Raw genomic sequence first — 23,171 nt, forward strand, 5'->3', positions numbered from 1 at the left:
CGTAAAAGTTTAAAAACGTATAACTTATTATAGTCATAAAAAAACCAGTGCCAAACACTGGTTTTTTTTACGTCAAAAAATCAATTTTAATTTATCTGAATCCTATTACAATGAAAAAAACAGTATGTGTTTTATTTTTGACACTTTGTTTTTCAGGCAAGGCGCAACAAAAATCAGAAGCCGTAACCGAAAAAGAGATTTTACTTTTAATGGATAAAAATGCAGCAGATTTGCTGAAAGAAGCAAATGCAAATTCAGTTTCTATAGGCGTTGTGAAAGATGGCAAAACCTATACAAAACATTATGGTGAAATAGACAAAGGAAAAGGCAATACCGCCACCAATACAACTACTTTCGAAGTGGCTTCCATTACAAAATTATTCACGGGATTGCTCGCAGCACAAGCCGTTTTAGAAAAAAAAATAAATCTGGATGATGACATTCGAAAATATATTACCGGTGATTACCCTAATTTAGAATATCAGGGAAAAGCGATCAGATTTCGGGATTTGCTATCGTTCAGAACCGGATTTAGCCATGATTTGCCTGATAATTCGGAAATCAGAAAAAACATAAACGATACCAGCTATCTTGCCTTTAAAAGACTGGACGATTCGTATAACAGAACGACTTTTTTTCAGGACTTACATGCCATGAAACTGGATACTTTACCCGGTAAAAAATTTAAATACAGTAACGGCAGCGTTCAGCTTACTGCACACATTCTGGAAAACGTGTATCATAAGAACTATGAAACCTTACTCAAAGAAAATATTTTCGACAAATTAGCCTTAAACGATACGCAGCTTCATCTAAGTCCGAATACAATAATTGCAAACGGATATAATTCAAAGAATATTCTAATGCCAAATTTATCAGATAATTTGTGGGGAGCAGCCGGTGGTATCAAGTCGACTTTGGGAGATTTGGTAAAGTTTCTGTCCTTCGAACTGGATACTAAAAATAAGCTTGCTGTAGAATCACAACGAAATCTTCTGGATAGTGAAACCATGTGGAACGGCTATTTTTGGGATGGAATTGAAGTAAGCAGTTTTGGGAAAAACAGCTGGAAACATGGTGGGGCTTTCGGTACACAAAATATGTTTTTGGTATATCCCGAAAGTAAATTGGGAATCTCTGTTATTGTAAATGTGAGTGATCAGAATACCAGTAATGCCATCGGACATGCAGCGGCAAAACTAGCCTTAGCGCTATTACCTGGAGAAGAATCGCAGAAAGGAATTTACGGATATCAAATAAAAGATAATTCGGTACAATTTACCTACGTATATAATACACTTTTTAATTCGGATTTGGTAAAAAGCGTTTCCGTTGCCGGTTCTTTTAACAACTGGAATACTGAGGACAAGAACTATCAAATGATTCGGAAAAATAAAAATACTTTTGAATTATCGATTCCTGTAAGTAACTTTAAAAAAGATCAGCTCCATACTTTTAAATTTGTCATCAATAAAACAGGCTGGGTAGAAGCTCCTAAGAATATTTCGAACAAGGAAAATAGCGGCGACGAAAACCTTATTCTAAATCTTTACTAGTTTTAGATCATACAAATCACTAATACCCGAAAAGACTTTGCTGTTTAGCAAAGTCTTTTTTATATCTTTGAAAAAAAATAAACCTTTCATGTTTAAAATTTTAGCTAAAATAAATAAAGTCCTTTTACCTAGTTTTACCAAACAAGGTTTGGATATTACTAAAGCAAAAAAATGGCAGATGGCGCTTATCGGGTATCGCTATTATGTAACGAAACGTGCTTTAGATTAATTTTTTGCCATATTACTTCTAATTTATAACCATATTGTACATTCTTAGTATAATATGTATCCTTTTTACCCCTTTCAAAGTCTTTTCTGTCCGGTAATTTGTAGTTTTGCCTTTCAGTCTAAAATTGCAATGAAAAACAAAGAATTTAACCTCCCTCCCGTTCCGGCAGTCCTTTTGTCCATCATAAGTGTACAATGTGGTGCAGCGATTGCCAAAACCATATTTCCGGCACTTGGCGCGGCAGGAACGGCATCTATACGAATTGGCGTATCTGCCCTAATTCTATTATTGGCTTACCGTCCCAATTTATCGAAAGTCACGGCACAGCAATGGAAAATCGTTATTCCTTATGGTATGACTTTGGGTGCAATGAATTTAATTTTTTACATGTCCATCGAAAGAATTCCAATTGGGCTGGCTGTTACTTTAGAATTCATTGGTCCTCTTCTGGTTGCCATATTCGGATCAAGGCGCTGGGTTGATTATTGCTGGGTATTGCTCGCAGCAGCGGGAATTGTTTTAATTGCCCCGTGGACCAATAGCAGAATAGATCCGTTTGGAGTTACATTTGCATTGCTGGCAGGAGCACTTTGGGCGGGTTACATCGTCTTAGGTGGGAAAGTTTCTAAAATTATGAACAGTGGTGAGGCTGTTTCGATCGGAATGCTTTTCGCTTCCATTTTGATACTGCCTTTCGGCTTTTATGAAAATGGTCTTGTAAATCTTACTCCAAAACTTATGGGATTGGGAATAGCACTGGCTCTGCTTTCAAGTGCAATTCCGTTTACACTCGAGATGAAAGCTTTAGGTCAGCTTCCTCCCCGTACTTTTAGCATTTTGATGAGTCTGGAACCTGCAGCTGCAGCTATATGTGCCTTTATTTTTTTACAGGAGCAACTGAATTTTTATGAAATTTTAGCGGTTGTCTGTGTCGTAATCGCATCAGCCGGATCAACTTTAACAGCTAAAAAATAAATAGTAGAGCGGGATCATTATATAAAAAAACCTGTAAATGATTTTTACAGGTTTTTTTATATGCTTGACGCCTTTGATTAGTTTTTAGGCAACAATACCGTATCAACTACATGAATCACACCATTAGACTGGTTCACATCTGCAATTGTAACCTTAGCTTTATTACCGCTTTCGTCACTAATGTAAAGGTCTTTTCCGTCCATCCAGGCTGTTAAAGTACCACCGCTTACTGTTTTAAGAGTCGCTTTTCCTTTACCCATTTTTATTGCTTTTGCAATATCAGAAGAATTCATCTTTCCGGCTACAACATGATAGGTCAGGATCGTTTGTAACGTTTTGATATTTTCCGGTTTCAATAATGTCTCAACAGTTCCTGCTGGTAATTTGTCAAACGCAGCATTTGTTGGGGCAAAAACGGTGAATGGTCCTTTACTTTGTAATGTTTCTACTAATCCTGCAGCTTTTACAGCAGCAACCAGTGTGGTATGATCTTTTGAGTTTACAGCATTTTCAACAATATTTTTTGTTGGGTACATTGCTGCTCCGCCAACCATTACTGTTTTTTGTGCGTTAGAGGTAAATGCAAATCCTAATGCTAATACTGCTACGGCTAAAAATTTTCTAGTTTTCATAATTAATATTTTAAGTTATAAGCTCATTTACGCTGTAATATTTGTTTTGGTTTTAGGAAAAAAATAAAAAATTAGAAATAATTATGAATTATCCCTAAAATACACTGTAAAACAAGACATTAATGAGTATAATTATTTTTAGAATCTGCTCCTTTGTTGCATTGCTTTTTTCAATAACTTAGTAAAAAATGATTCATTATGGAAAACCTGCCCCGAAAAGTAAGAAGTAAAAAGTTAAATGCCAGAGTCGATTTAACTGCTATGGTTAGTGTTTCTTTTTTATTGATCATCTTTTTTATGGTGACTATTGAGTTGGGCAAACCGAAAGCTATCGATTTAACTTTGCCTGAGAAATGGCATGATGATGGCGTTATCAGATGTGGAATAGGTGTTAATAATCGCATCATCACAGTTTTATTAGATGAAAATAATAAAATAATACTCTATAGTGGGATTTTAGGATTAGAATTGGAAAGTCCAAAAGAAATGAAATACGGTAAAAATGGAATTCGTCAGGAACTATTTATTAGAAATAAAAATATTCAGGAGTATTCTGCTCAATTGGGAAAACGAAACAGAGGAGCAATTGTAATCATTAAACCAAGTAAAAAATGCAACTTTAAAAATTTAATTGATATTCTGGATGAAATGGAAATTGCTAAAATTGATACTTATGCAATTGTCAATGACTTTACTCCGGAAGAATCTAAACTATTAGCTTCCAGATAAAAATAAAACCTGAAACAAAAAAATAAGCAAAAAAGTCCCACATTTCTGTGGGACTTTTTTACTTCAGCTTAAGATCTATTTTTTGATAAATTTCATATTGGAACTGCCTAAATCTGATTTCACTTTTATAAAGTAATTTCCCGTTCTAAGCTTCGAAACATCAATGCCGGAAACTGATTGTGCGTTGGGAACTGCGATAACAAGCTGTCCCAGAATATCATAAATTTCCAGCGATTCTATTTCGATTACCTGTGTCTTATTAATGTTCAGAATATCATTGGCAGGAACAGGATAAACAGTAAAATAATTCGAAAAATCAAAATCCCGCGTACCTAATGTTTTAAAAGTTGAAACAGCCTTATTCGTTAAAATCGGGAAATTGTAATCAAAATAAATATTCGCCTCATTCGTAAACGAATCTCCAACAACGAGTGTCGGCTTCGTTTTAATTTTAAAAGCAATATAACCGTCATTATGAGCATCGTCAAAAGGCAGATTAATATTTTCGAAAATAAATTCTACTTTATTTCCCTTCGAAATTTTTGTTTCAAATGGATGACTTGAACTTGTTGGCACTAAAGTCGAAATATCAAATTTAGACAAATCAATCATATCTTTTACGACGATATTTTGAGCCGGATACGTTCCTGTATTTTCAAATCGAATCATGTAATGTACATATTTCCCAATAAGATCCGGTGTAATTACTGAACCTTCCAGGCAGGTTTTGTCATTTGGATCATAAGAACCAACCACAGTCTGGTTGAGTGTAAATATATTGTCAGCCGGTGTTTCATCTGTTTCTTGTACTGCAATAGTCACCGTAAATTTTAAAATATCGTCATTATTAACGGCAGGATTTTCGGTGGGTGCATTTGCATTCAGTGTAAAAACAATTTCTCTTTTTTCAAAAGGCTGCAAATTGGCAAAATTCCACGATAAACTATTTAATGCTTGTGCTGATACCGAAGGATTTGAAAGCACTACATCTAAAACAGCATCATCAAAAGCGACATTCACAGTTCCCGATTGGGTGACATTTCCTTTGTTCCTGTATATTAATTTGTATTTAACATCAAATCCCGGACGTGCTGCTTCTAAAGGAATTAATACCACTTCTAAATCCTGATGCACTCCATTTGAAGAAATACAGAAATCCTGCGTAAAAGGGCTGCTTTGGGCAGGGAAACTAATATTTGCAGAGGTTGGAGAAACAGTAAAATACCCGGGGTTTTCCAAAACTGGCCTGATGTTAACCGTTCCTTCCTGAACCGGTATACTAAAAGAATCTTTATTGGAATAAAAATCACCCGAATTAGTTCCGTTTGTAATAGTATATTTTATATTTGGATATGTTGAATTCTTACGCACACATCCCTGATTGTCAAAGTTAAACTTGTTGACCCCGTTAACAATATAATATGCTTTACCCGGAATAAAATTACAGTACGTATTAATTTCACAATCTTTACCTGCTATTGGCCTGTAATAATTTATATTTTCTTCGTCAACACATAAATATTTTAAGTGCGAAGGTTTATCTTCTAAAAAACTGTAGCCCGAGTAAAGCTTTCCGTTTTTAATCATTAAATGTGTTAATAAAGGATTATCCCTAACGCCCAGACTTTCTAATTCCTTAAGATGGGACACATCTAAAATTGCAAGTTTCGTTGCCTGACAATACAGGCTTGAAAGTTTCAAACTTTTAGACACATCCAAAGTAGAGATACCGCTACCGTCACAAGTTAAAGTTTGCAAATTTGGGTAATTGGAGGTTTCTAAAGTGGTCAGTAAAGTATTAGCACTACAATCTAATTCTTTTAAATTAGGAAGATAACCAAGATTTAACGTTGTAAATTTATTGTTGCCGCAATCCAATTGTTCTAAAGCGGTACAGCCTGTAACATTCAGATTAGTTAATTGAGAATCTGAACAATCTAAGATCGTAAGATTAGCTAAATTGGAGACATTCAAATTTGTCAGTAAGCTGTTAGAGCAGTAAAAATTTACCAGATTTTTGCAATTTAGTATATTAATATCTGTTAATCGATACGTATTTGCAATATCCAGAAGTTTTAAATTCGTTAAGGAGGAAACATCAAGAGTCGTTAATCGGGTGCTCCTGCAATAAAGAGTTTGAAGATTGATTAATCCTGAAACGTTTAAAGTTTTTAAGTATTGATTTTCCCTGCAGTCTAAATATTCCAAATTAGTCAGGTTACCCAATGTTATTGTTGTTAATTGGCCTTCAAAACAATACATTTTTTTAAGATTAACCAATCCGGTTACGTCCAGGGCCGTTAAAACGTTTTTATAACATCTTAGTTCTGTAATTTTTGTTAAACCGGATAAATTTAAGGAGGTTATCGGTAACTGACTACAATTCAAATACTCTAAATTGGTCAGACCGGAAAGATTCAAAGAACCCAGGTTTACACAATGATTTGTATCCAGGTACTTTAGTTTTGTCAATCCCGAAATATTTAAGGTTTTCATCTGATGGGTTTCAGAACAAACTAATTTTTCCAGGTTTTTAAGTGATGACAGATCTAAATTCTGACTGTAGAAGCCGGAACAATTCAAATCTTTTAAATTCGAAAAATACTCAATACCGCTCAAATCTTTAACGATGCCTTCACTAAGCAAGATGTACGTATAGAGACTGTAGACATTTAAAGCCTCACTTACTTCTATCTCTGAATTATTGTTTGCATCAATTTTAATGGCATTTCCATTTATATCTTTTGCAATTGTATTCGTGATATCGGCCTTCAGTAAAATGCTTTTAAAAACAGCATCCGGTATTGTAATTACCTGTGCCGTTAAACCGTTAAAAAAGCATAAGGCCAAAAGTAAAAAGTAGATTTTCTTCATATAAATAATTTTTCGTGTAAAATATCTTTTAGTAATAACCTGTTTTGTGAATTTCTATTTCTTAATAAACTTCATCGAAGAATTTCCTTTATCGGATTTGATCTTTATAAAGTAATTTCCCGCTCGCAGTTTCGAAACATCAACACCTGAAACGGATTGTGCATTGGGAACAGCAATAACAATTTGCCCGAGAATATCATAAATTTCCAATGCTTTTATTTCTATGGTCTGTGTGGTATGAATGTTCAGAATATCAGTTACAGGAACCGGATACAAGGACAAATAGCTCGAAAATTCAAAATCCTGCGTACCCAATGTTTTAAAAGTGGAAGTTGCTTTATTGGTTAGAATTGGAAAATTGTAATCAAAATAAATATTCGCCTCGTTGGTAAACGAATCTCCCGCCACAAGTGTAGGCTTTGTTTTGATTTTAAAAGCCACATAACCGTCATTAGTGGCGTTATCGAAAGGCAGATTGACATTTTCGAAGATAAATTCGACTTTGTTTCCTTCTGAAATTTTGGTTACAAAAGGATGGCTTGAACTTGTTGGGATTAAAGTCGAAATGTCAAATTTATTCAAATCAATCATATCTTTTACAACGATATTTTGGGCCGGATAAGTTCCGGTATTTTCAAAACGAATCATGTAGTGAACGTACTCGCCTATTAAACCTGGTGTAATAACGGAACCTTCCAGACAGGCTTTGTCATTTGGGTCGAACGAACCTACAACGGTTTGATTTAAAATAAAGGTATTGTCTAATGGAGTTTCTTCACCTGTCTCAGAAGTAATAGTGGTACTTAATTTTAAGATATCACCATTATTTACTGCAGGCTTATCTGTTGGTTTATTCAATTTCAAAATAATAGCAATCTCTCTGCTTTCAAATGGTTTTAAATTAGAGAAATTCCACGATAGGTTATTCACAGTTTGTGTGGAAGCTAAAGGATTAGCAACAACCAAATCCAAAACATTATCATCAAAATTTAGATTTATCGAGCCAGATTGTATTTGATTTCCTTTGTTTTTATAAATCAATTTATACTTTGCATCAAAACCTGGTCTCGCTCTGGTAATAGGCAAAAGCGAAACCTCTAAATCCTGATGAACACCATTAGCTGTAATACAAAAATTTTGAACAAACGGACTAGCCTGAGCTGGAAAACTAACCGCAAGATTAGTAGGAGAAACGATATAATAATCTGGATTTTCAAAGACTGGAGTAATTGTGTGAGTTCCCTCTTTAACAGGGATCGAATAACTTCCGGAAAAATTAGAAATAATATTACCAGCTTTTACTCCGTCATTAATTGTAAACTTTAAATTAGGAACAACTATATCCTGATCGTCACAACCATTCATATTACTGTCTAATTTATGATTGCCCTGAATAACGTAGTATGTTCCTCCCGGAGTGAACGAACAATAACTACTTATTGCAAGATTGGTATAACCAGCTCTGTCAATGGAGTTTTGCAAATATGTAACTTCATCATCATCAGCACAAATAAATTTAATTTTTGGACAGTTATACAAATTGCCTGAATTGATGTAACCATTTTTTGTGTTAAAAAACGTAAGTTCTTTATTATCAGAAACATCAAAACTAATTTTACCTCTTACATTCGATAATTCAATACTTTTCAATGCTGTATTAGTGCAATCAAAAGTTTCCAAATATCCTGATAGATTCAAAGAAGTAAGAGGATTATTACTGCAATAAAATTTACTTGCTGGAACAGTTATGGTAATAGAGTCTATTAAATTCAATGAACAATTAAAAGAATCTCCTCCTTCATAAGCTGGCAAAAAATTCAAATTTGTTAATTTATTATTTGCACAATTAAAAGAAGTCAGGTATTTTATTGAACCCAAATTAATGCTTGTTAATAAATTAGTACCTAGATTAAGGCTATTTAATTTATTATCTTTTTTATTTAAATTGGATAGATCTATAGTGGTGAGTTTATTTTTGTACAGAATTAAATCTATTACTCCGGGTAATTTATTAAAAGTTACGGAAGTCAACAAATTATCATAAGAATTCATTGTGATAAGATTTGGTAAATCTGACAGAATTAAATTTGTTAATTGATTCTGACTACAATTTAATTCCATTAATTTAGATCCCGATTGCAAAATTAAATTTTTTAAAGAATTGTTTTGACATTCGATATGCCACAACTTATAAAAATTTGTCAAATTTAAACCTATTATAGAATTATTATTACAGACTAACACTTCTAAAATATTTAAATTTTCATTATCGAAATCAATATTTAAAAGAGAATTATGATCACATTCAAGTGATACCAAATTTTTAGCATTGGTAAGATTCAAATTGGTAAGCTTATTATTCGAACAATCCAAAAAATTAAGCTTAGGTGAATTAAGGATATTAAGATTTGTAATTAAATTATTTTTACAATCAACAGTGTCTAAATTATTTAAAGCTGATAAATCAAGAATTGAAATTGAATTGCCGTAACACTGCAACAATGTCAAATTTTTAAATTCATTTATTCCTGTTAAGTCAGTTATTGAACAGTTATTGGCTATTAATTGATAAACATTCAAGGCCTCACTAATTTCTATCTCTCCATTATTATTTTTATCAATGTAAATTGCGTCTCCATTTACATCTTTACATAAAATTTTATTGCTAATTAATGCAGCTTTAAATGTTGGATCTGGAATATTCACGTTCTGGGCGCTCAATCCAGTAAAAAAACATAAAGTAAAAAACAAAAAGTAGATTTTCCTCATAGTGTATCAAATTCCAGACAAAAGTAACTTTTTAAGACAATAACACAACTTTATTTGTTAAAATTTGTTAAACTAAAAAACATAAAGCAAAAAAAAGTCCCACATTGCTGTGGGACTTTCTATATAAAGGAAAACGAGAATTATTTTTTCTCTGTTTTTTCCATTTTAGCTTTCAATGCAGCTAATACATCATTGTTATCTCCTAAAGTTGCAGCTGGTGCATTTGTAGTAGAGTTAGATGAAGTATTTTCAGTTGCAGCTTTCACGTTTTTCTCTTCTTCTTCACGGAAGATAGCAGTGTGAGAAGCAACTACTCTTTTGAATTCTTTGTTGAATTCGATTACTTTGAAATCAGCAGTATCACCTTTTTTCAATTTCTTTCCGTCTTCTTTTTCAAGGTGACGAGTAGGAATGAAAGCAACAATATCATCTCCGAATTCTACAGTAGCTCCTTTGTCAACGATTTCAGAAATTTCACCATTGTGGATAGTTCCTACAGCGAAAGAATCTTCGTATTGATCCCAAGGATTAGCAGTAGTTTGTTTGTGACCTAAAGATAATTTACGTCCTTCAACATCTAATTCTAATACTACTACATCAAGTTTCTCACCAACATTTACAAATTCAGATGGGTGTTTGATTTTCTTAGTCCATGATAAGTCAGAGATGTAAATTAATCCATCAATTCCTTCTTCTAATTCTACGAAAATACCAAAGTTTGTAAAGTTTCTAACGATACCTGTATGTTTAGAACCTACCGGGTATTTAGAAGTAATGTCAGTCCATGGATCCTGAGTCAGTTGTTTGATACCTAATGACATTTTACGGTCATCTCTGTCTAAAGTTAAGATAACAGCCTCAACAACATCTCCAACTTTTACGAAATCCTGAGCAGAACGTAAATGAGTTGACCATGACATTTCAGAAACGTGGATTAAACCTTCAACACCTTCAGCAACTTCAATAAATGCACCGTAATCAGCGATTACAACTACTTTACCTTTTACTTTATCACCAATAGTTAAATTAGCATCTAAAGCATCCCATGGGTGAGCGTTTAATTGTTTCAATCCTAATTGAATTCTTGTTTTCTCATCATCGAAATCAAGGATTACAACGTTTAATTTTTGGTCTAATTCAAGAACTTCACTTGGGTGGTTGATTCTGCTCCAAGAAAGGTCAGTAATGTGAATTAATCCGTCAACACCACCTAAGTCAATAAACACACCATAAGAAGTAATGTTTTTAACAACACCTTCTAATACTTGTCCTTTTTGTAATTGACCGATGATTTCTTTTTTCTGTACTTCGATATCAGCTTCGATAAGCGCTTTATGAGATACAACAACGTTTTTGAATTCGTGGTTAATTTTTACCACTTTGAATTCCATCATTTTGTTTACATATACATCGTAGTCTCTAATTGGCTTAACGTCAATTTGAGAACCAGGTAAGAAAGCTTCAATTCCGAAAACGTCAACGATCATACCACCTTTAGTTCTGCATTTTACAAAACCATTAACGATTTCTCCTGTTTCGTTTGCAGAAATAACTCTATCCCATGATTTGATAGTACGTGCTTTTCTGTGAGATAATACCAATTGACCTGTTTTATCCTCACGGATGTCAATTAATACTTCTACTTTGTCACCTACTTTTAATGCCGGGTTGTAACGGAATTCGTTTAAAGAAATAACACCTTCCGATTTTGCGTTGATATCAACGATAACGTCTCTATCTGTAATTCTAACAACTACCCCTTCAACTACTTCTTCCTGATCTGTAGCAATGAAAGTTTTTGATACTAAGTCTTCGAATTCCTGTAAGTTTTTCTCATCTACTGCATCGATACCTTCTTCGAAGTTATGCCAGTTAAAATTTGCTAAAAACTCTTCTTGTGATTTTAATTGTTCAGACATGCTGATAAAAAATTTGTATTCTGTTTTTCTTGAGTTTCTCAAAGCGATAGAAAAAACAGAAGTTGTTTTACATAAATAGTTGATACCTAATGGAAACTCTTCTCTGCCAAAAGGTTTGCAAAATTAATACATTTATTTGTAATAGCAAAACAATTCCAAATGATTATCAATGTCATCATTTATTCAATAATAATTTTGACAGCTCACTAGTAATTGCAATATATTCTACAATCTCATCGCTATCAAATTTTACATTGCCTTTATCATCTACTTTTGAAGTCTTATTATCAACTGACAAGTAATTTTTTCCGGATTTAGATTTATAGAGCGTAAACACACTATGACTATCTACCTCACTGTCAATATCTTTACTTAATAAATCAAAGCTAGCGTGATTGCTTGCCGATATATCGGCTATCATTTGCTGTTGGTTCTCTATATAGCTAAAAGCCGGGAGTGTAATTTCTTCATACCACGAATTAGTAGATTCGGAAAAAGGTTTCTTTGCCTCTAAATAGGACAGAAAACCAGAAATAGCAATAACAATGCTAAATTCTATTGACCAGACAACCCATAGGAACGCACCGCTTGCTGTCGCTCCGCGAATACCCCATGTACCATATTCATTAACCTGACTGATATATTCTAAAACTAAATCTGGCCGAAATATTAATGAAAAAACTTGTAAAAATTCAATATTACTTACCGTAATCCCTATTCTGTCAGACCCATAACTTTCTCCGGCATTAATTACTAAATCTATCCAGATTGCCCAATGGAGGTACAATGCAAAAAAAGCAGCTGCCAATCCAATTAAAGATCCTAAAAGCGGATTTCTGACTTTTCCTTTTTTAATAACAAATAAAGCAACTACAAATCCAATGAGAAAACCAAAACCTAACGTAATAAAAAAGTTAACATATACAAATGGAATATACCAAATGCAGTACGCATATAGTAATCCCAATACAGGAAATGCCGTAACACTGACCAGCAGAAAGTATAAGATAAAAATTAACGAAAATTTGCCTGATGGTTTATAATATTTCTCCATACAATATAGTAATGATTAAATTATTGATTTATTTTTTAATAGTTCCAAAGAAAGAAGTTCATTCCTAAACAATCAAAACTTATTAAAAACTTTCTTACCAAAACATTTACAAGAATAACATTAAATTTCGGACTTACAAAATAGAAATTGTTGTGAATTAATAAGAAGCAGACGCCACAGATTTTTAAGATCCGAAATCCCTTACTGCAATAAACCCGACAGGTTTTGAAACCTGTCGGGTTTAAAAAATGAATCTCCTCAACTCAAAACGCTGCAGTCACGTTTGTATTTTTACTTTTTGCAAGTAATACGTCCAATTTCAAAACCGTTAGTCTTCCGTCATTATCGATATAATTAAGGGTTTCCTTTTTTGCATTGAGCGAAATCGTTTTGGGTTTCTCGAAATTAGGCACAATTTGGGAAAGATTAATTTCAACAGGTTCGCCTGCCCCATCCTTGTAACTTAAAATACCAGTGTTTTTTTCAAATACCGATTCGGTCAGGGTTTTATTATGCGTCGTCATGGCAAGCCAGATCGTTCCGTTATAAAAATAAACATCTCTGGTCGAAAAGTCCAGAAAAAGATCTCCTGCCTGACCATTAGTTCTCGGTATGCCGCTTTCTTCTGTGAGATTTTTCAAATCATTCCACTTATTGTTGTACCAGTAATAGTAACCCGTTGAAATCTGCGGTCCTTTTGCCGTATTGAAAACCAATATAAATTTGGTATTCTTATCCACAATCGTCGACTTATCAGATCTGCTTTTTAATGCTGCTCTTGGAATCATAATTTCTTCATTTTTACAAATTAGATCGAAACGTAATGATATCTCGGACAATTGTTTGTGGCTACCTGTCTGGCAGAGTGCTATAAAAGGAACTAGTAACAGGACATAAAAAATTACCCTTCTCATTCTTTGTATCTTTTTTAAGGATTTAACCATTAAATCCGATACAAAAATACCTTGTTGACTTTCAGCTTATTAACTCAAAACAACAAGTGAACCTAGCCATGTAACAAACGGTATGCTTCTGTATATAAGTGGTAAAAACAAAAAAAAGAAAAACCCGTTTCCAATAATTGGAAACGGGTTTTAAATATTTGATGAAGTCATTAATGACTTAAATTTTCTATTTCCTTAGGATCATGTTTATGTTTAAACAGAACGGCAAAAGCAATCGCGATAACCAAGGCGTAAGCTGCAAACGACAACCAGATGGTATGCCAGTCTTTCATCAAGACCGGGTTTGTGAAAATTCCCTCAGTTGAAACTGAATTCCCTTGTCCTTTTACAAATTCCAGCATTTTAGAATTTGTGGTTTCTGTTTGCAAAAATCCGGCTAATTCGGCGGTATTGGTAAATGATTTTGTAAAAAAACGATCAATTGCCCAACCTGAAGTTAAACTTCCTAAAACAGCTCCTACTCCATTGGTCATCATCATAAATAAACCTTGTGCCGACGAACGAATTTTAGAATCGGTATTACTCTCCACAAATAATGAACCAGAAATATTAAAGAAGTCAAATGCCATTCCGTATACAATACAAGACATAATAATCATCCATAAACCACCCACAGGATCCCCGAAAGCGAATAATCCGAAACGCAATACCCACGCCAGCATACTAATCAGCATTACCTGCTTGATTCCGAAGCGTCGTAAGAAAAATGGAATCGCCAGAATAAATAGTGTTTCAGAAACCTGGGAAATTGACATAATTATAGTCGAATACTGAATCACGAAAGAATCGGCATACTTAGGAAAATGCTTGAATTCATCTAAGAATACGTCTCCGTAAGCATTAGTTAATTGCAATGCACCTCCTAAAAACATAGAGAATACAAAAAACAAGGCCATTTTGTAATTTCCAAACAATTTAAAAGCTTCCAGCCCTAAAGTCTCTACTAATGAAGCATCTTCTTTGGTCAGACGCTGTGGTTCACATTTGGGCAATGTAAAAGCGTAAATCCCCAGAATTAAGGCACCTACTCCCGCAATATAAAATTGATATTCCGTTGCTTTGCTTCCACTCAAATTGGTAATCCACATTGCTGCGATAAATCCAATTGTTCCCCAAACGCGAATTGGAGGAAAGTCTTTTACGATGTTTTTATTGTTCAGTTTTAATGAAGTATAAGATATCGAATTGCTTAATGCAATTGTCGGCATATAGCAACACATGGCAGCAAACATTACATATATAAAATTATCCGGTGTGGTAACTTGTGCAATACCAAACAAAACTAATGCATAAATAATATGCAAAAAGCCGTATAATTTTTCAGCATTGATCCATCTGTCTGCAATTATTCCGGTAAGAGTGGGCATGAATAAAGAAGCAATTCCCATGGTTCCGAAAACAAGACCGAACTGGGTTCCTTCCCAGTTTTTAGTTCCAAACCAATAATTTCCAATTGTTATAAGCCAGGCTCCCCAAACAAAAAATTGAAGAAAGCTCATTATAATCAACCTGTTTTTAATTCCCATATGATGAAATTGTCTTTGTAAATGAATGAAGCGGTAAAACTACCATTAAAAATGATATCTGCAAAAAATTAAGCGGTTTTAACAACGTCATGTATTAATTCCAAAACAGCAGAGAATTGTTCTTCACGACTCAGATAGGAATTATCTATTTCTATGGCATCATCAGCAATTACCAAAGGAGAATCGGCACGATGTGTATCGATATAATCTCTTTCGACAACATTTTTCAAAACATCTTCGTACGAAACGTCATCGCCTTTTTCCTGTAATTCATCAAAACGTCTCTGTGCACGTGTTTCTGCGCTGGCAGTCATAAAAATTTTCAGTTCCGCATTCGGGAAAACTACAGTTCCAATGTCCCTGCCGTCCATAACGATAGCTTTGTTTTTTCCCATTGCCTGTTGCTGTTCTACCAATTTGGAACGCACTTCGGAAACTTCAGCTACTTTGCTTACATAGCTGGACACCTCAATGGTTCTGATCTGTTTTTCAACATTTTCACCATTCAGGTACATTTCAGCAAAACCTAAGTCTGCATTGAATTTAAACTCCAATTGGATTTTTGAAAGGGAATCCGTAAGGCCTTTTTTATCAAAAACATCCGGTCCAATAAATTGATTTTGCATGGCAAATAAGGCTACTGCCCTGTACATCGCTCCTGTATCAACGTACACGTATTCTAATTCTTTTGCGAGCTGTTTTGCTAAAGTACTCTTTCCTGTTGACGAAAATCCGTCGATTGCAATGGTTATTTTTTTCAAAATAATCTTTTTGATTTTATAAATTTATAATAAGATGCGGTATTATTTAATAGTAAATATCTAATGATTTTGGACTTAGAATTGTCTGTTATTTTTTCTATTCTTTAAAAAAATCTTCACTCACCATCGGACAGCCCTAACTGCATGAAATATAATAATCCTGTTCATTTTCCGTAACAGCCGAATATTGATGCGGCACTATTGCCCTTTTTAGAGCATTGCTATTCGTCTCGTCTAAACCTGCCGTAACAAAAAGAATTAAATAAAATAGTTTCATAAAATTACCTATTGAAAGTTTAAGATTAGTCCAAAAAGACTCGTATTAGCCGCTAAAGTATATTTTGAATAGGAATAATTAAATTTTAATCGATTCATTTTTAGACCAAATCCTAATGAAACTCCCGAAAAATTACGTTGTTCTTCCACTCTTAATTCTTCCCCTCTTCTGAAGTTGTAACCCATTCTGATGTTAAATGCTTTTTTTGGAAAAAGCTCGAATCCCACAACTACATGTCGCAAAGCGTTATTGACAAAAGAAACTTTTTCTTCTTTGGTTGTCCCGTCAATATTAGTTTCTCCGCGAACGGGATTCGAAAAAGCAACATTCCATTGCTGCAGGTTTTCTAAGGAAAGATGCCAGCGAAGCGGTACGTGTTCCAGCTCTTGCGACACTCCTGCAATGATTTCAAGAGGCAAATTCTCCTTTATTCCGGAATATGTGGTAAACTGTGTTCCAATATTTCGAACTACAAGGGCCAGATTTATATCATTTCGTTCGTCTATATACAAAAACCCCAAATCAATTGCACCACCAATAGAATTGTACGTTTCTAAGGTTGATGTTATTAATTTTGCATTGGCGCCAAAATGAATATTCGTATAGGGAATATTATAGGCATAGCCTAATGAAAGCGCCCCTTCACTCCCTGTAAAATCGGAAGTAGCCTGACCATTCTCATCATAACCATCAAATGTACCATAGTTTATATAACTTACACCTGCATAAAAAGTCTGAACATGTCTGTCATAAGTGTAGGCATATGAAGCAGTTCCGTACGAGGCTTCTCCATAATAACTTCCATAATTTATAGCCAGATGATTATCCATATCTTCATTTAAAGTTGCCGGATTAAACATAACCTGATTGACATCTTCGTCATAAATCGTTATTGTATTTCCGCCTAACGCTGCCTGTCTGGGTGAAGTCGTTAAATTAAGAAACTGATAGGTGTAGCGACCTCCAATTTGTCCGAACGAAACCGAGCAAATCAATAACATTAAAAATAAAACAAGGTGTTTTAACATGCTTTTCTGAGGCGTTCCTATATGGGAATAACGCAAATGCAAATATAAAATTATATAATGGATAAAATAATTTTATATTAGATTCCAAAAAGAAAATTCAAAGTAAAAAAGGGAAATTCCAAAAATTAAATTCCAAATTCCAATTGAAAAGAAAATTCCAAATCCCAATCTTAAGTAAAGCTTGGAATTTGGAATTTAAAATATTGCAATTTTAATGTTTTATTTTAATGTTTTAGCATTTTTGGCATTTTGATCCGTCAGGGCTAAAGCCAGGACTTCACTCATTTCTTTCACATAATGAAAAGTAAGCCCTTCTAAGTATTCAGGCTTAATTTCATCGATGTCACTTTTATTTTCGTGACATAAAATGATTTCTTTTATGTTAGCTCGTTTCGCTGCCAGAATTTTTTCCTTGATTCCGCCTACTGGTAAAACTTTCCCGCGAAGGGTAATTTCTCCTGTCATAGCGAGGCTTTTCTTTACTTTCTTTTGGGTTAACAAAGAAACCAGCGAAGTCAGCATGGCGATACCGGCACTTGGACCGTCTTTTGGTGTCGCGCCTTCGGGAACGTGCAGGTGAATATTATATTTTTGGAATAATTCTACGCTTAGTCCTAATTTTTTGGCGTTTGCTTTTATGTATTCCAAAGCAATGGTAGCTGATTCTTTCATCACAGTACCAAGATTACCTGTAATACTCAACGAACCTTTTCCTTCGGAAATTAAAGACTCAATAAATAAAATATCTCCGCCAACACTGGTCCAGGCCAAACCTGTCACAACTCCCGCTACATCATTGTTTTCGTATTTATCACGCTCTAATCGTGGCACGCCTAAAACGGTCAGAATGTCTTCGTCAGTAACTTTTTTATTATACTCTTCTTCCATCGCTACTGCTTTTGCAGCATTACGAATTACCTGAGCAATTTTAGTTTCTAAATTACGCACTCCTGATTCACGTGTATAACCCTCTACAATTTTCTCTAATTGCTTTTTACCAATGGTCAGATCTTTGGCAGTCAAACCATGTGCTTCCAGCTGTTTTGGAAAAAGGTGTCTTTTGGCAATTTCCACTTTTTCTTCAATGGTATAACCTGACATCTTAATTACTTCCATCCTGTCACGTAATGCGGGCTGAATGGCAGCCATATTGTTGGAGGTTGCGATAAACATTACTTTCGATAAATCGTATCCCATTTCAAGGAAATTATCATAAAAAGCGCTGTTTTGTTCCGGATCCAGTACTTCCAGTAAGGCCGAAGACGGATCTCCGCTGTTCCCGCTTGAAAGTTTGTCAATTTCGTCTAAAATAAAAACCGGATTTGATGTCCCTGCCTTTTTCAGGCTCTGGATGATTCTTCCCGGCATTGCACCAATATAGGTCTTCCTGTGTCCGCGAATTTCTGCTTCATCACGCAGACCGCCTAACGAGATACGCACATATTCACGCCCCAGAGCTTCTGCAACAGAACGTCCAATAGAGGTTTTACCAACACCCGGAGGTCCTGTTAAACAAATAATTGGCGATTTCATATCGTTACGAAGTTTCAAAACAGCCAGATGTTCGACCATTCTTTTCTTCACTTCTTCAAGTCCGAAATGATCTTTGTCTAATATTTTCTGAGCCAGTTTCAAGTCAAATTTATCTTTCGAATATTCGCCCCATGGCAATTCCAAAAACAGCTCCAGATAGTTGCGCTGAATTCCGAAATCAGGAGATTGCGGATTCATTCTGCGCATTTTGGACAATTCTTTTTCGAAATGTTTTTGCGTTTTTTCGTCCCATTTTTTCGTTTTCGCCTTCTGCCCCATTTCATCCATTTCCTCTTCCTGCGAAACGCCTCCCAGTTCTTCCTGAATGGTTTTCATTTGCTGATGAAGGAAATATTCACGTTGCTGCTGATCTAAATCAAAACGGACTTTTGACTGAATGTCATTTTTCAATTCCAGTTTTTGCAGCTCCACATTCATATAACGTAAAGTCTCAAGTGCTCTTTCTTTTAAGCCGTTTATCGATAATAAACCTTGTTTCTCCTTTACGGATAAATTCATATTCGAAGACACAAAGTTGATTAGAAATGACTGACTTTCAATATTTTTAATCGCAAAAGTGGCTTCTGAAGGAATGTTTGGACTTTCTTTAATGATCTGGATTGCCAGTTCTTTGACAGAATCTAAAATAGCAGTGAATTCCGTGTCATTTTCATCCGGACGTTCTTCAGACACTTCTTTTATAGTGGCTGTAATATAGGGCTCTTCTGAAACTACCTGATCAATTTCGAAACGTTTTTTCCCTTGCAGGATAACCGTAACATTTCCGTCAGGCATTTTTAAAACACGAAGGATCCTGGCTACGGTTCCAATTTTATGGATATCATCTTTAGACGGATCTTCATCTTCTTCATTAATCTGCGAAACTACACCTATGATTTTCCCACCGGCGTTAGCGTCATTAATCAGCTTTATGGATTTATCCCTTCCTGCCGAAATCGGAATAACAACACCCGGGAATAATACAGTATTGCGTAAAGGTAAAATAGGCAACGAAAGCGGAAGCTCCTCGTTATTCATTTCTTCTTCGTCTTCCGGAGTTAATAATGGAATTAATTCTGCTTCTGAGTCAAATTCCTGAAGTGACAGATTGTCAATAGTAAGTATTTTATGGTTTGACATAATAATGTATAAGTCGTTTTGTCATTAAAAGTTTCATTCTAAATGTAAACATAATCCCAGATGCTGCCCTTTTTAGCCAAACAATCATAAGTGTATCCTTTACAAGATAGGCGATAAAAATAGACAATCATTGTGCCAAAAGCAAAAAAGACAGTTTTGAAATTAGGAAGAGCATTCAAATTACCATAAAAACAGAAGTTTTAAAAAAAAATACAATTAATTTTATCCAAACTGTAACAAACCAAAAAAAGCCAAGTCATTAGTAAAAAACCAGCAACCAGTACTTGAATATAACAAACCAAAATATCGAAGAATTAATCACGCTTTGTAAAGAGAATAATCAAAAAGCACAATTTGAAGTTTACAATCGTTACTGTAAAGCCATGTACAATGTAGCTTACAGAATTGTAAAAGACGAACATTTTGCACAAGACGTCATGCAGGAAGGCTTTTTGAAAGCATTTACAAAAATAAACGACTATAAGCAGGAAGTTGCTTTTGGGGCGTGGTTGAAAAAAATAATTGTCAATTACAGCATTGACTTTTATAAAAAGAATAACGCTTTTCAGGTAGAAGATCTGAGCAAGACCTTATACAAAACAGAAGAAAACGACAGTTTTTTTTCTGAAAATATAGATCTGAATTCACTTAAAGTGAAACAGGTCCTGGATACAATTTCAGGATTAAAAGACAACTACCGCATGGTTTTAACCCTTTTTTATATTGAAGGTTATGATCAGGAAGAAATCAGCGAAATTCTGAACATTACTTATGCCAACTGCAGAACAACACTAAGCAGGGCCAAAGAAAGCTTACGAAAAAAATTAGAGGAAATATGAAAAAGGAAAATGAAAACGTAGATCAATTGTTTAAAAAATTTGAAAATCAGTGGGATGTTGAAGAGATGAATCCGGACCATCAGCTTGACTTCCTGAATAAATTAAATAAAAAAAAGAAGCCTAAGAAGAATTATTACGCTGTTTGGGGAATTGCTGCTTCGATAGTCCTGTTGCTGGGAATATCTGTTTTTTACAACAATAACCAAAAACCAAAAGAATTCAAATTTGCATCGAATGAAACCAAGAGGACCGATTCGATTTTCAATATTCTAATTGATAATGAACTGGTGAAATTAAAAGAAAAAAGTTCGCCGGAAAACGAGCAGATCATTAACGATGCATTAAAACAGATGAAAATTTTTGATGCCGATTATCAGAAGATCATAAATGAATTGCAGAAAAACGGCGAAAACAAACAAATTATTTATGCTATGATTAGCAACCTGCAAACAAGAATCTCTTTTTTGCAGACCGTTTTACAAAGAATTGAAGAAAACGAAAATTTAAAAAACACTACACATGAAAAAACACTATAACGTACTGATTTTATTCATTTTGATTCCATTTTTGGGATTTGCAAATGATGATACTTTTATATCAAAGCAAAAAACGATAAAAAAGACCTATATCGTTAATTCAAATGCAGGAATTGATATCGATAATAAATATGGAAATATTACCGTAACAACATGGGATGAAGATAAAATTGATCTGGACATTACCATAAAAGTAACAGGAGGAAATGAAAACTGGGTAAACGAAAGACTGAACAGTATTGACGTTGAAATTACAGCCTTAAAATCATTGGTTTCCGCTGTTACTTCTACCGGAAATTCTTCGATAAAAAGTAAAGGAAGCAGTAACAGTTTTGAGATTAATTATGTGATTAAAATTCCAAAAAACGGAACTGTAAAACTTAGTAATAAATACGGAAATATTATTGCGGGCGATTTAGCTTCAACAACCGATATCTTCTGCAAATACGGCAAAATAAGCCTTGGAAAACTAAACGGAAGTGCAAACACTGTGCATATTGAGTATTGCCAGAATTCAAACATCGAGTATATTAAAGGTGGAAATATTCAGGCACGATATTCCGGTTTACGAATTACGGATGCCGGAAAAATCAACCTGGATACCAATTATACCGATCTTGTGGTTGGTGACGGCCAGAATATAAAATACGATTGCAATTACGGGACATTTAAATTTCAAAAAATGGGCAGTGTTACAGGAGCAGGTAATTATCTGACTGTTAGTATTGCAGAGATTTCAAACACATTGATCTCAGATCTTAATTACAGTAAACTAAATGTTGGGATCATAAACGAAAAAGCCAATAATATCAATGTTACCTCTGGTTATTCAGATGTTTCATTGGGCTATGATACCAATTATTCTTTTGATTTTGACATTAATACCAAATACGGAAATATAAAAAGTGACATTTCTTTGGATGTTTCTGTTAACGAAAGCAAAAATGCAAGCAAAAGGATAAGCGGATACAATAAGAAAAAAGGTCAGAACAAAGTCATTATTATTTCAAATTACGGAAATGTAACACTAATCAAAAAACAATAATCTCAAAATCAGTCAAAAAATGAAAAAGTCAATCAAACTATTAATTTGCAGTATACTTCTTTTAAGCACGGCAGCCAATGCGCAGTGGTCTAAAACAAGAATAAAAGGAAACGGAAAAGTGGTAGCCAATAATCGCTCCACAGGCGATTACGACGAAATTAAGGTTTCCGGTTTCTTTGATGTTGATTTGGTTTCCGGAAAAGAAGGAGCGATCACTGTAAAAGCTGAAGAAAATCTACAAGCCTATATTAAAGTTGAAGTAGAAGGCAATGTGCTTAAAATTTATACCGAGAAAAATACAAGCATTAGCCCAGGCAGCGGTAAGACAGTTCAGGTAACCATACCTTTTGAAAAAATATCCGCTATTTCACTTTCAGGTTCAGGTGACATACGATCAAAAAGTACTATAAAATCGGATTCGTTTTCGGCGGCATTGTCAGGTTCCGGTGATTTAAATCTTGCTGTCGATGCAACCAAATTTGACCTTGCGGTAAGCGGTTCAGGAGATATTGTTTTAAAAGGAAATACAGGAAATTTCGTAACGAAATTATCCGGTTCAGGAGATATTGATGCGGCTTCATTAAAAGCTAAAAATGTAGATATCACCATTTCGGGTTCAGGTGACAGTAAAGTATTTTGCAGTGAAAACCTAAAAGCAAGAGTATCGGGCTCGGGTGACATTGAATATGTGGGCGATCCAAAAACAAAAGACACCAAAGTCAGCGGATCAGGAAGTATTTCGAAAGCCTAAAAAATGCGGCTGCTTTCTATTCTTTCAAAGATC

19 protein-coding genes are annotated in these 23,171 nt (G+C 34.4%); 8 read left to right on the forward strand and 11 right to left on the reverse strand.

From position 1 onward, the window contains the following. Window positions 1-110: 110 nt before the first annotated feature. From LPB89_RS08680 to LPB89_RS08690, 3 genes are all read left to right on the forward strand, one after another. Window positions 111-1,556, forward strand: coding sequence for a serine hydrolase (locus tag LPB89_RS08680; protein ID WP_230701359.1), 1,446 nt, complete (start codon window positions 111-113; stop codon window positions 1,554-1,556). Between the two features lie 88 nt (window positions 1,557-1,644). Then, entirely contained in the window at window positions 1,645-1,785 is a 141-nt protein-coding gene (locus tag LPB89_RS08685; RefSeq protein WP_154342583.1) for an SsrA-binding protein, read from the forward strand. A 129-nt stretch (window positions 1,786-1,914) separates the two neighbouring features. Beyond that, a complete protein-coding gene (locus LPB89_RS08690; protein WP_230701360.1) occupies window positions 1,915-2,760 on the forward strand; it encodes a DMT family transporter in 846 nt (281 codons plus the stop codon). A gap of 77 nt (window positions 2,761-2,837) precedes the next feature. Here the strand turns inward: LPB89_RS08690 and LPB89_RS08695 are convergent, their stop codons facing one another. Next, window positions 2,838-3,392 carry a fasciclin domain-containing protein gene (locus tag LPB89_RS08695; RefSeq protein ID WP_230701361.1) on the reverse strand — a complete coding sequence of 185 codons (555 nt, stop codon included), beginning with the start codon at window positions 3,390-3,392 and terminating at the stop codon, window positions 2,838-2,840. Between the two features lie 198 nt (window positions 3,393-3,590). Here LPB89_RS08695 and LPB89_RS08700 point away from each other — a divergent pair, with 198 nt between their 5' ends. Next, window positions 3,591-4,121, forward strand: a complete 531-nt coding sequence (locus LPB89_RS08700; RefSeq protein ID WP_230701362.1) for a biopolymer transporter ExbD — start codon at window positions 3,591-3,593, stop codon at window positions 4,119-4,121. A 75-nt stretch (window positions 4,122-4,196) separates the two neighbouring features. Here LPB89_RS08700 and LPB89_RS08705 read toward each other — a convergent pair whose 3' ends face one another. From LPB89_RS08705 to lon, 10 genes are all read right to left on the reverse strand, one after another. Further along, window positions 4,197-6,995: a T9SS type A sorting domain-containing protein gene (locus tag LPB89_RS08705; RefSeq protein WP_230701363.1), complete on the reverse strand. Its 2,799-nt coding sequence runs from the start codon at window positions 6,993-6,995 to the stop codon at window positions 4,197-4,199. 54 nt (window positions 6,996-7,049) lie between these two features. Continuing rightward, window positions 7,050-8,693: a T9SS type A sorting domain-containing protein gene (locus LPB89_RS08710; protein WP_230701364.1), complete on the reverse strand. Its 1,644-nt coding sequence runs from the start codon at window positions 8,691-8,693 to the stop codon at window positions 7,050-7,052. 1,211 nt (window positions 8,694-9,904) lie between these two features. Next, window positions 9,905-11,683, reverse strand: a complete 1,779-nt coding sequence (rpsA, locus tag LPB89_RS08715; RefSeq protein WP_127340550.1) for a 30S ribosomal protein S1 — start codon at window positions 11,681-11,683, stop codon at window positions 9,905-9,907. Between the two features lie 175 nt (window positions 11,684-11,858). Next, window positions 11,859-12,737, reverse strand: a complete 879-nt coding sequence (locus LPB89_RS08720; RefSeq protein WP_230701365.1) for a hypothetical protein — start codon at window positions 12,735-12,737, stop codon at window positions 11,859-11,861. A gap of 263 nt (window positions 12,738-13,000) precedes the next feature. After that, window positions 13,001-13,525, reverse strand: a complete 525-nt coding sequence (locus LPB89_RS08725; protein ID WP_230701366.1) for a hypothetical protein — start codon at window positions 13,523-13,525, stop codon at window positions 13,001-13,003. Window positions 13,526-13,851: 326 nt separating this feature from the next. After that, entirely contained in the window at window positions 13,852-15,228 is a 1,377-nt protein-coding gene (locus tag LPB89_RS08730) for a nucleoside permease (protein ID WP_230701367.1), read from the reverse strand. Window positions 15,229-15,296: 68 nt separating this feature from the next. Next, entirely contained in the window at window positions 15,297-15,989 is a 693-nt protein-coding gene (cmk, locus tag LPB89_RS08735; protein ID WP_230701368.1) for a (d)CMP kinase, read from the reverse strand. Between the two features lie 136 nt (window positions 15,990-16,125). Beyond that, window positions 16,126-16,266: a hypothetical protein gene (locus LPB89_RS08740; protein WP_230701369.1), complete on the reverse strand. Its 141-nt coding sequence runs from the start codon at window positions 16,264-16,266 to the stop codon at window positions 16,126-16,128. An 8-nt stretch (window positions 16,267-16,274) separates the two neighbouring features. After that, on the reverse strand, window positions 16,275-17,294 hold the full coding sequence (gene porQ / locus LPB89_RS08745) for a type IX secretion system protein PorQ (protein WP_230701370.1): 1,020 nt from the start codon (window positions 17,292-17,294) through the stop codon (window positions 16,275-16,277). Window positions 17,295-17,513: 219 nt separating this feature from the next. After that, on the reverse strand, window positions 17,514-19,967 hold the full coding sequence (gene lon / locus LPB89_RS08750) for an endopeptidase La (protein WP_230701371.1): 2,454 nt from the start codon (window positions 19,965-19,967) through the stop codon (window positions 17,514-17,516). A 284-nt stretch (window positions 19,968-20,251) separates the two neighbouring features. Here lon and LPB89_RS08755 point away from each other — a divergent pair, with 284 nt between their 5' ends. The 4 genes from LPB89_RS08755 to LPB89_RS08770 are packed head-to-tail and all read left to right on the forward strand — an operon-like array spanning window position 20,252 to window position 23,138. Continuing rightward, window positions 20,252-20,806, forward strand: a complete 555-nt coding sequence (locus LPB89_RS08755) for an RNA polymerase sigma factor (protein ID WP_230701372.1) — start codon at window positions 20,252-20,254, stop codon at window positions 20,804-20,806. Then, entirely contained in the window at window positions 20,803-21,342 is a 540-nt protein-coding gene (locus LPB89_RS08760; protein ID WP_230701373.1) for an anti-sigma factor, read from the forward strand. The genes LPB89_RS08755 and LPB89_RS08760 overlap by 4 nt, the downstream gene beginning before the upstream one ends. Then, window positions 21,326-22,387: a hypothetical protein gene (locus LPB89_RS08765; protein ID WP_230701374.1), complete on the forward strand. Its 1,062-nt coding sequence runs from the start codon at window positions 21,326-21,328 to the stop codon at window positions 22,385-22,387. Before LPB89_RS08760 ends, LPB89_RS08765 begins: the two co-directional genes overlap by 17 nt. Window positions 22,388-22,406: 19 nt before the next feature. Further along, a complete protein-coding gene (locus LPB89_RS08770; protein ID WP_230701375.1) occupies window positions 22,407-23,138 on the forward strand; it encodes a head GIN domain-containing protein in 732 nt (243 codons plus the stop codon). The last annotated feature ends 33 nt before the right edge of the window (window positions 23,139-23,171 follow it).

Origin of the sequence: Flavobacterium sp. ENC, from assembly GCF_020991415.1 — a bacterium.
In the GTDB taxonomy this organism is placed as follows: Bacteria; Bacteroidota; Bacteroidia; order Flavobacteriales; family Flavobacteriaceae; genus Flavobacterium.

What these genes read in the sequence shown, in the direction of transcription:
- rpsA (WP_127340550.1), bottom strand. Translation starts at nt 11,683, where the DNA reads ATGTCTGAACAATTAAAATCACAAGAAGAGTTTTTAGCAAATTTTAAC.
- porQ (WP_230701370.1), bottom strand. Translation starts at nt 17,294, where the DNA reads ATGTTAAAACACCTTGTTTTATTTTTAATGTTATTGATTTGCTCGGTT.
- LPB89_RS08740 (WP_230701369.1), bottom strand. Translation starts at nt 16,266, where the DNA reads ATGAAACTATTTTATTTAATTCTTTTTGTTACGGCAGGTTTAGACGAG.
- LPB89_RS08765 (WP_230701374.1), top strand. Translation starts at nt 21,326, where the DNA reads ATGAAAAAACACTATAACGTACTGATTTTATTCATTTTGATTCCATTT.
- LPB89_RS08700 (WP_230701362.1), top strand. Translation starts at nt 3,591, where the DNA reads ATGGAAAACCTGCCCCGAAAAGTAAGAAGTAAAAAGTTAAATGCCAGA.
- LPB89_RS08720 (WP_230701365.1), bottom strand. Translation starts at nt 12,737, where the DNA reads ATGGAGAAATATTATAAACCATCAGGCAAATTTTCGTTAATTTTTATC.
- LPB89_RS08730 (WP_230701367.1), bottom strand. Translation starts at nt 15,228, where the DNA reads ATGGGAATTAAAAACAGGTTGATTATAATGAGCTTTCTTCAATTTTTT.
- LPB89_RS08760 (WP_230701373.1), top strand. Translation starts at nt 20,803, where the DNA reads ATGAAAAAGGAAAATGAAAACGTAGATCAATTGTTTAAAAAATTTGAA.
- lon (WP_230701371.1), bottom strand. Translation starts at nt 19,967, where the DNA reads ATGTCAAACCATAAAATACTTACTATTGACAATCTGTCACTTCAGGAA.
- LPB89_RS08770 (WP_230701375.1), top strand. Translation starts at nt 22,407, where the DNA reads ATGAAAAAGTCAATCAAACTATTAATTTGCAGTATACTTCTTTTAAGC.
- LPB89_RS08695 (WP_230701361.1), bottom strand. Translation starts at nt 3,392, where the DNA reads ATGAAAACTAGAAAATTTTTAGCCGTAGCAGTATTAGCATTAGGATTT.
- LPB89_RS08690 (WP_230701360.1), top strand. Translation starts at nt 1,915, where the DNA reads ATGAAAAACAAAGAATTTAACCTCCCTCCCGTTCCGGCAGTCCTTTTG.
- LPB89_RS08705 (WP_230701363.1), bottom strand. Translation starts at nt 6,995, where the DNA reads ATGAAGAAAATCTACTTTTTACTTTTGGCCTTATGCTTTTTTAACGGT.
- LPB89_RS08725 (WP_230701366.1), bottom strand. Translation starts at nt 13,525, where the DNA reads ATGATTCCAAGAGCAGCATTAAAAAGCAGATCTGATAAGTCGACGATT.
- LPB89_RS08680 (WP_230701359.1), top strand. Translation starts at nt 111, where the DNA reads ATGAAAAAAACAGTATGTGTTTTATTTTTGACACTTTGTTTTTCAGGC.
- LPB89_RS08685 (WP_154342583.1), top strand. Translation starts at nt 1,645, where the DNA reads ATGTTTAAAATTTTAGCTAAAATAAATAAAGTCCTTTTACCTAGTTTT.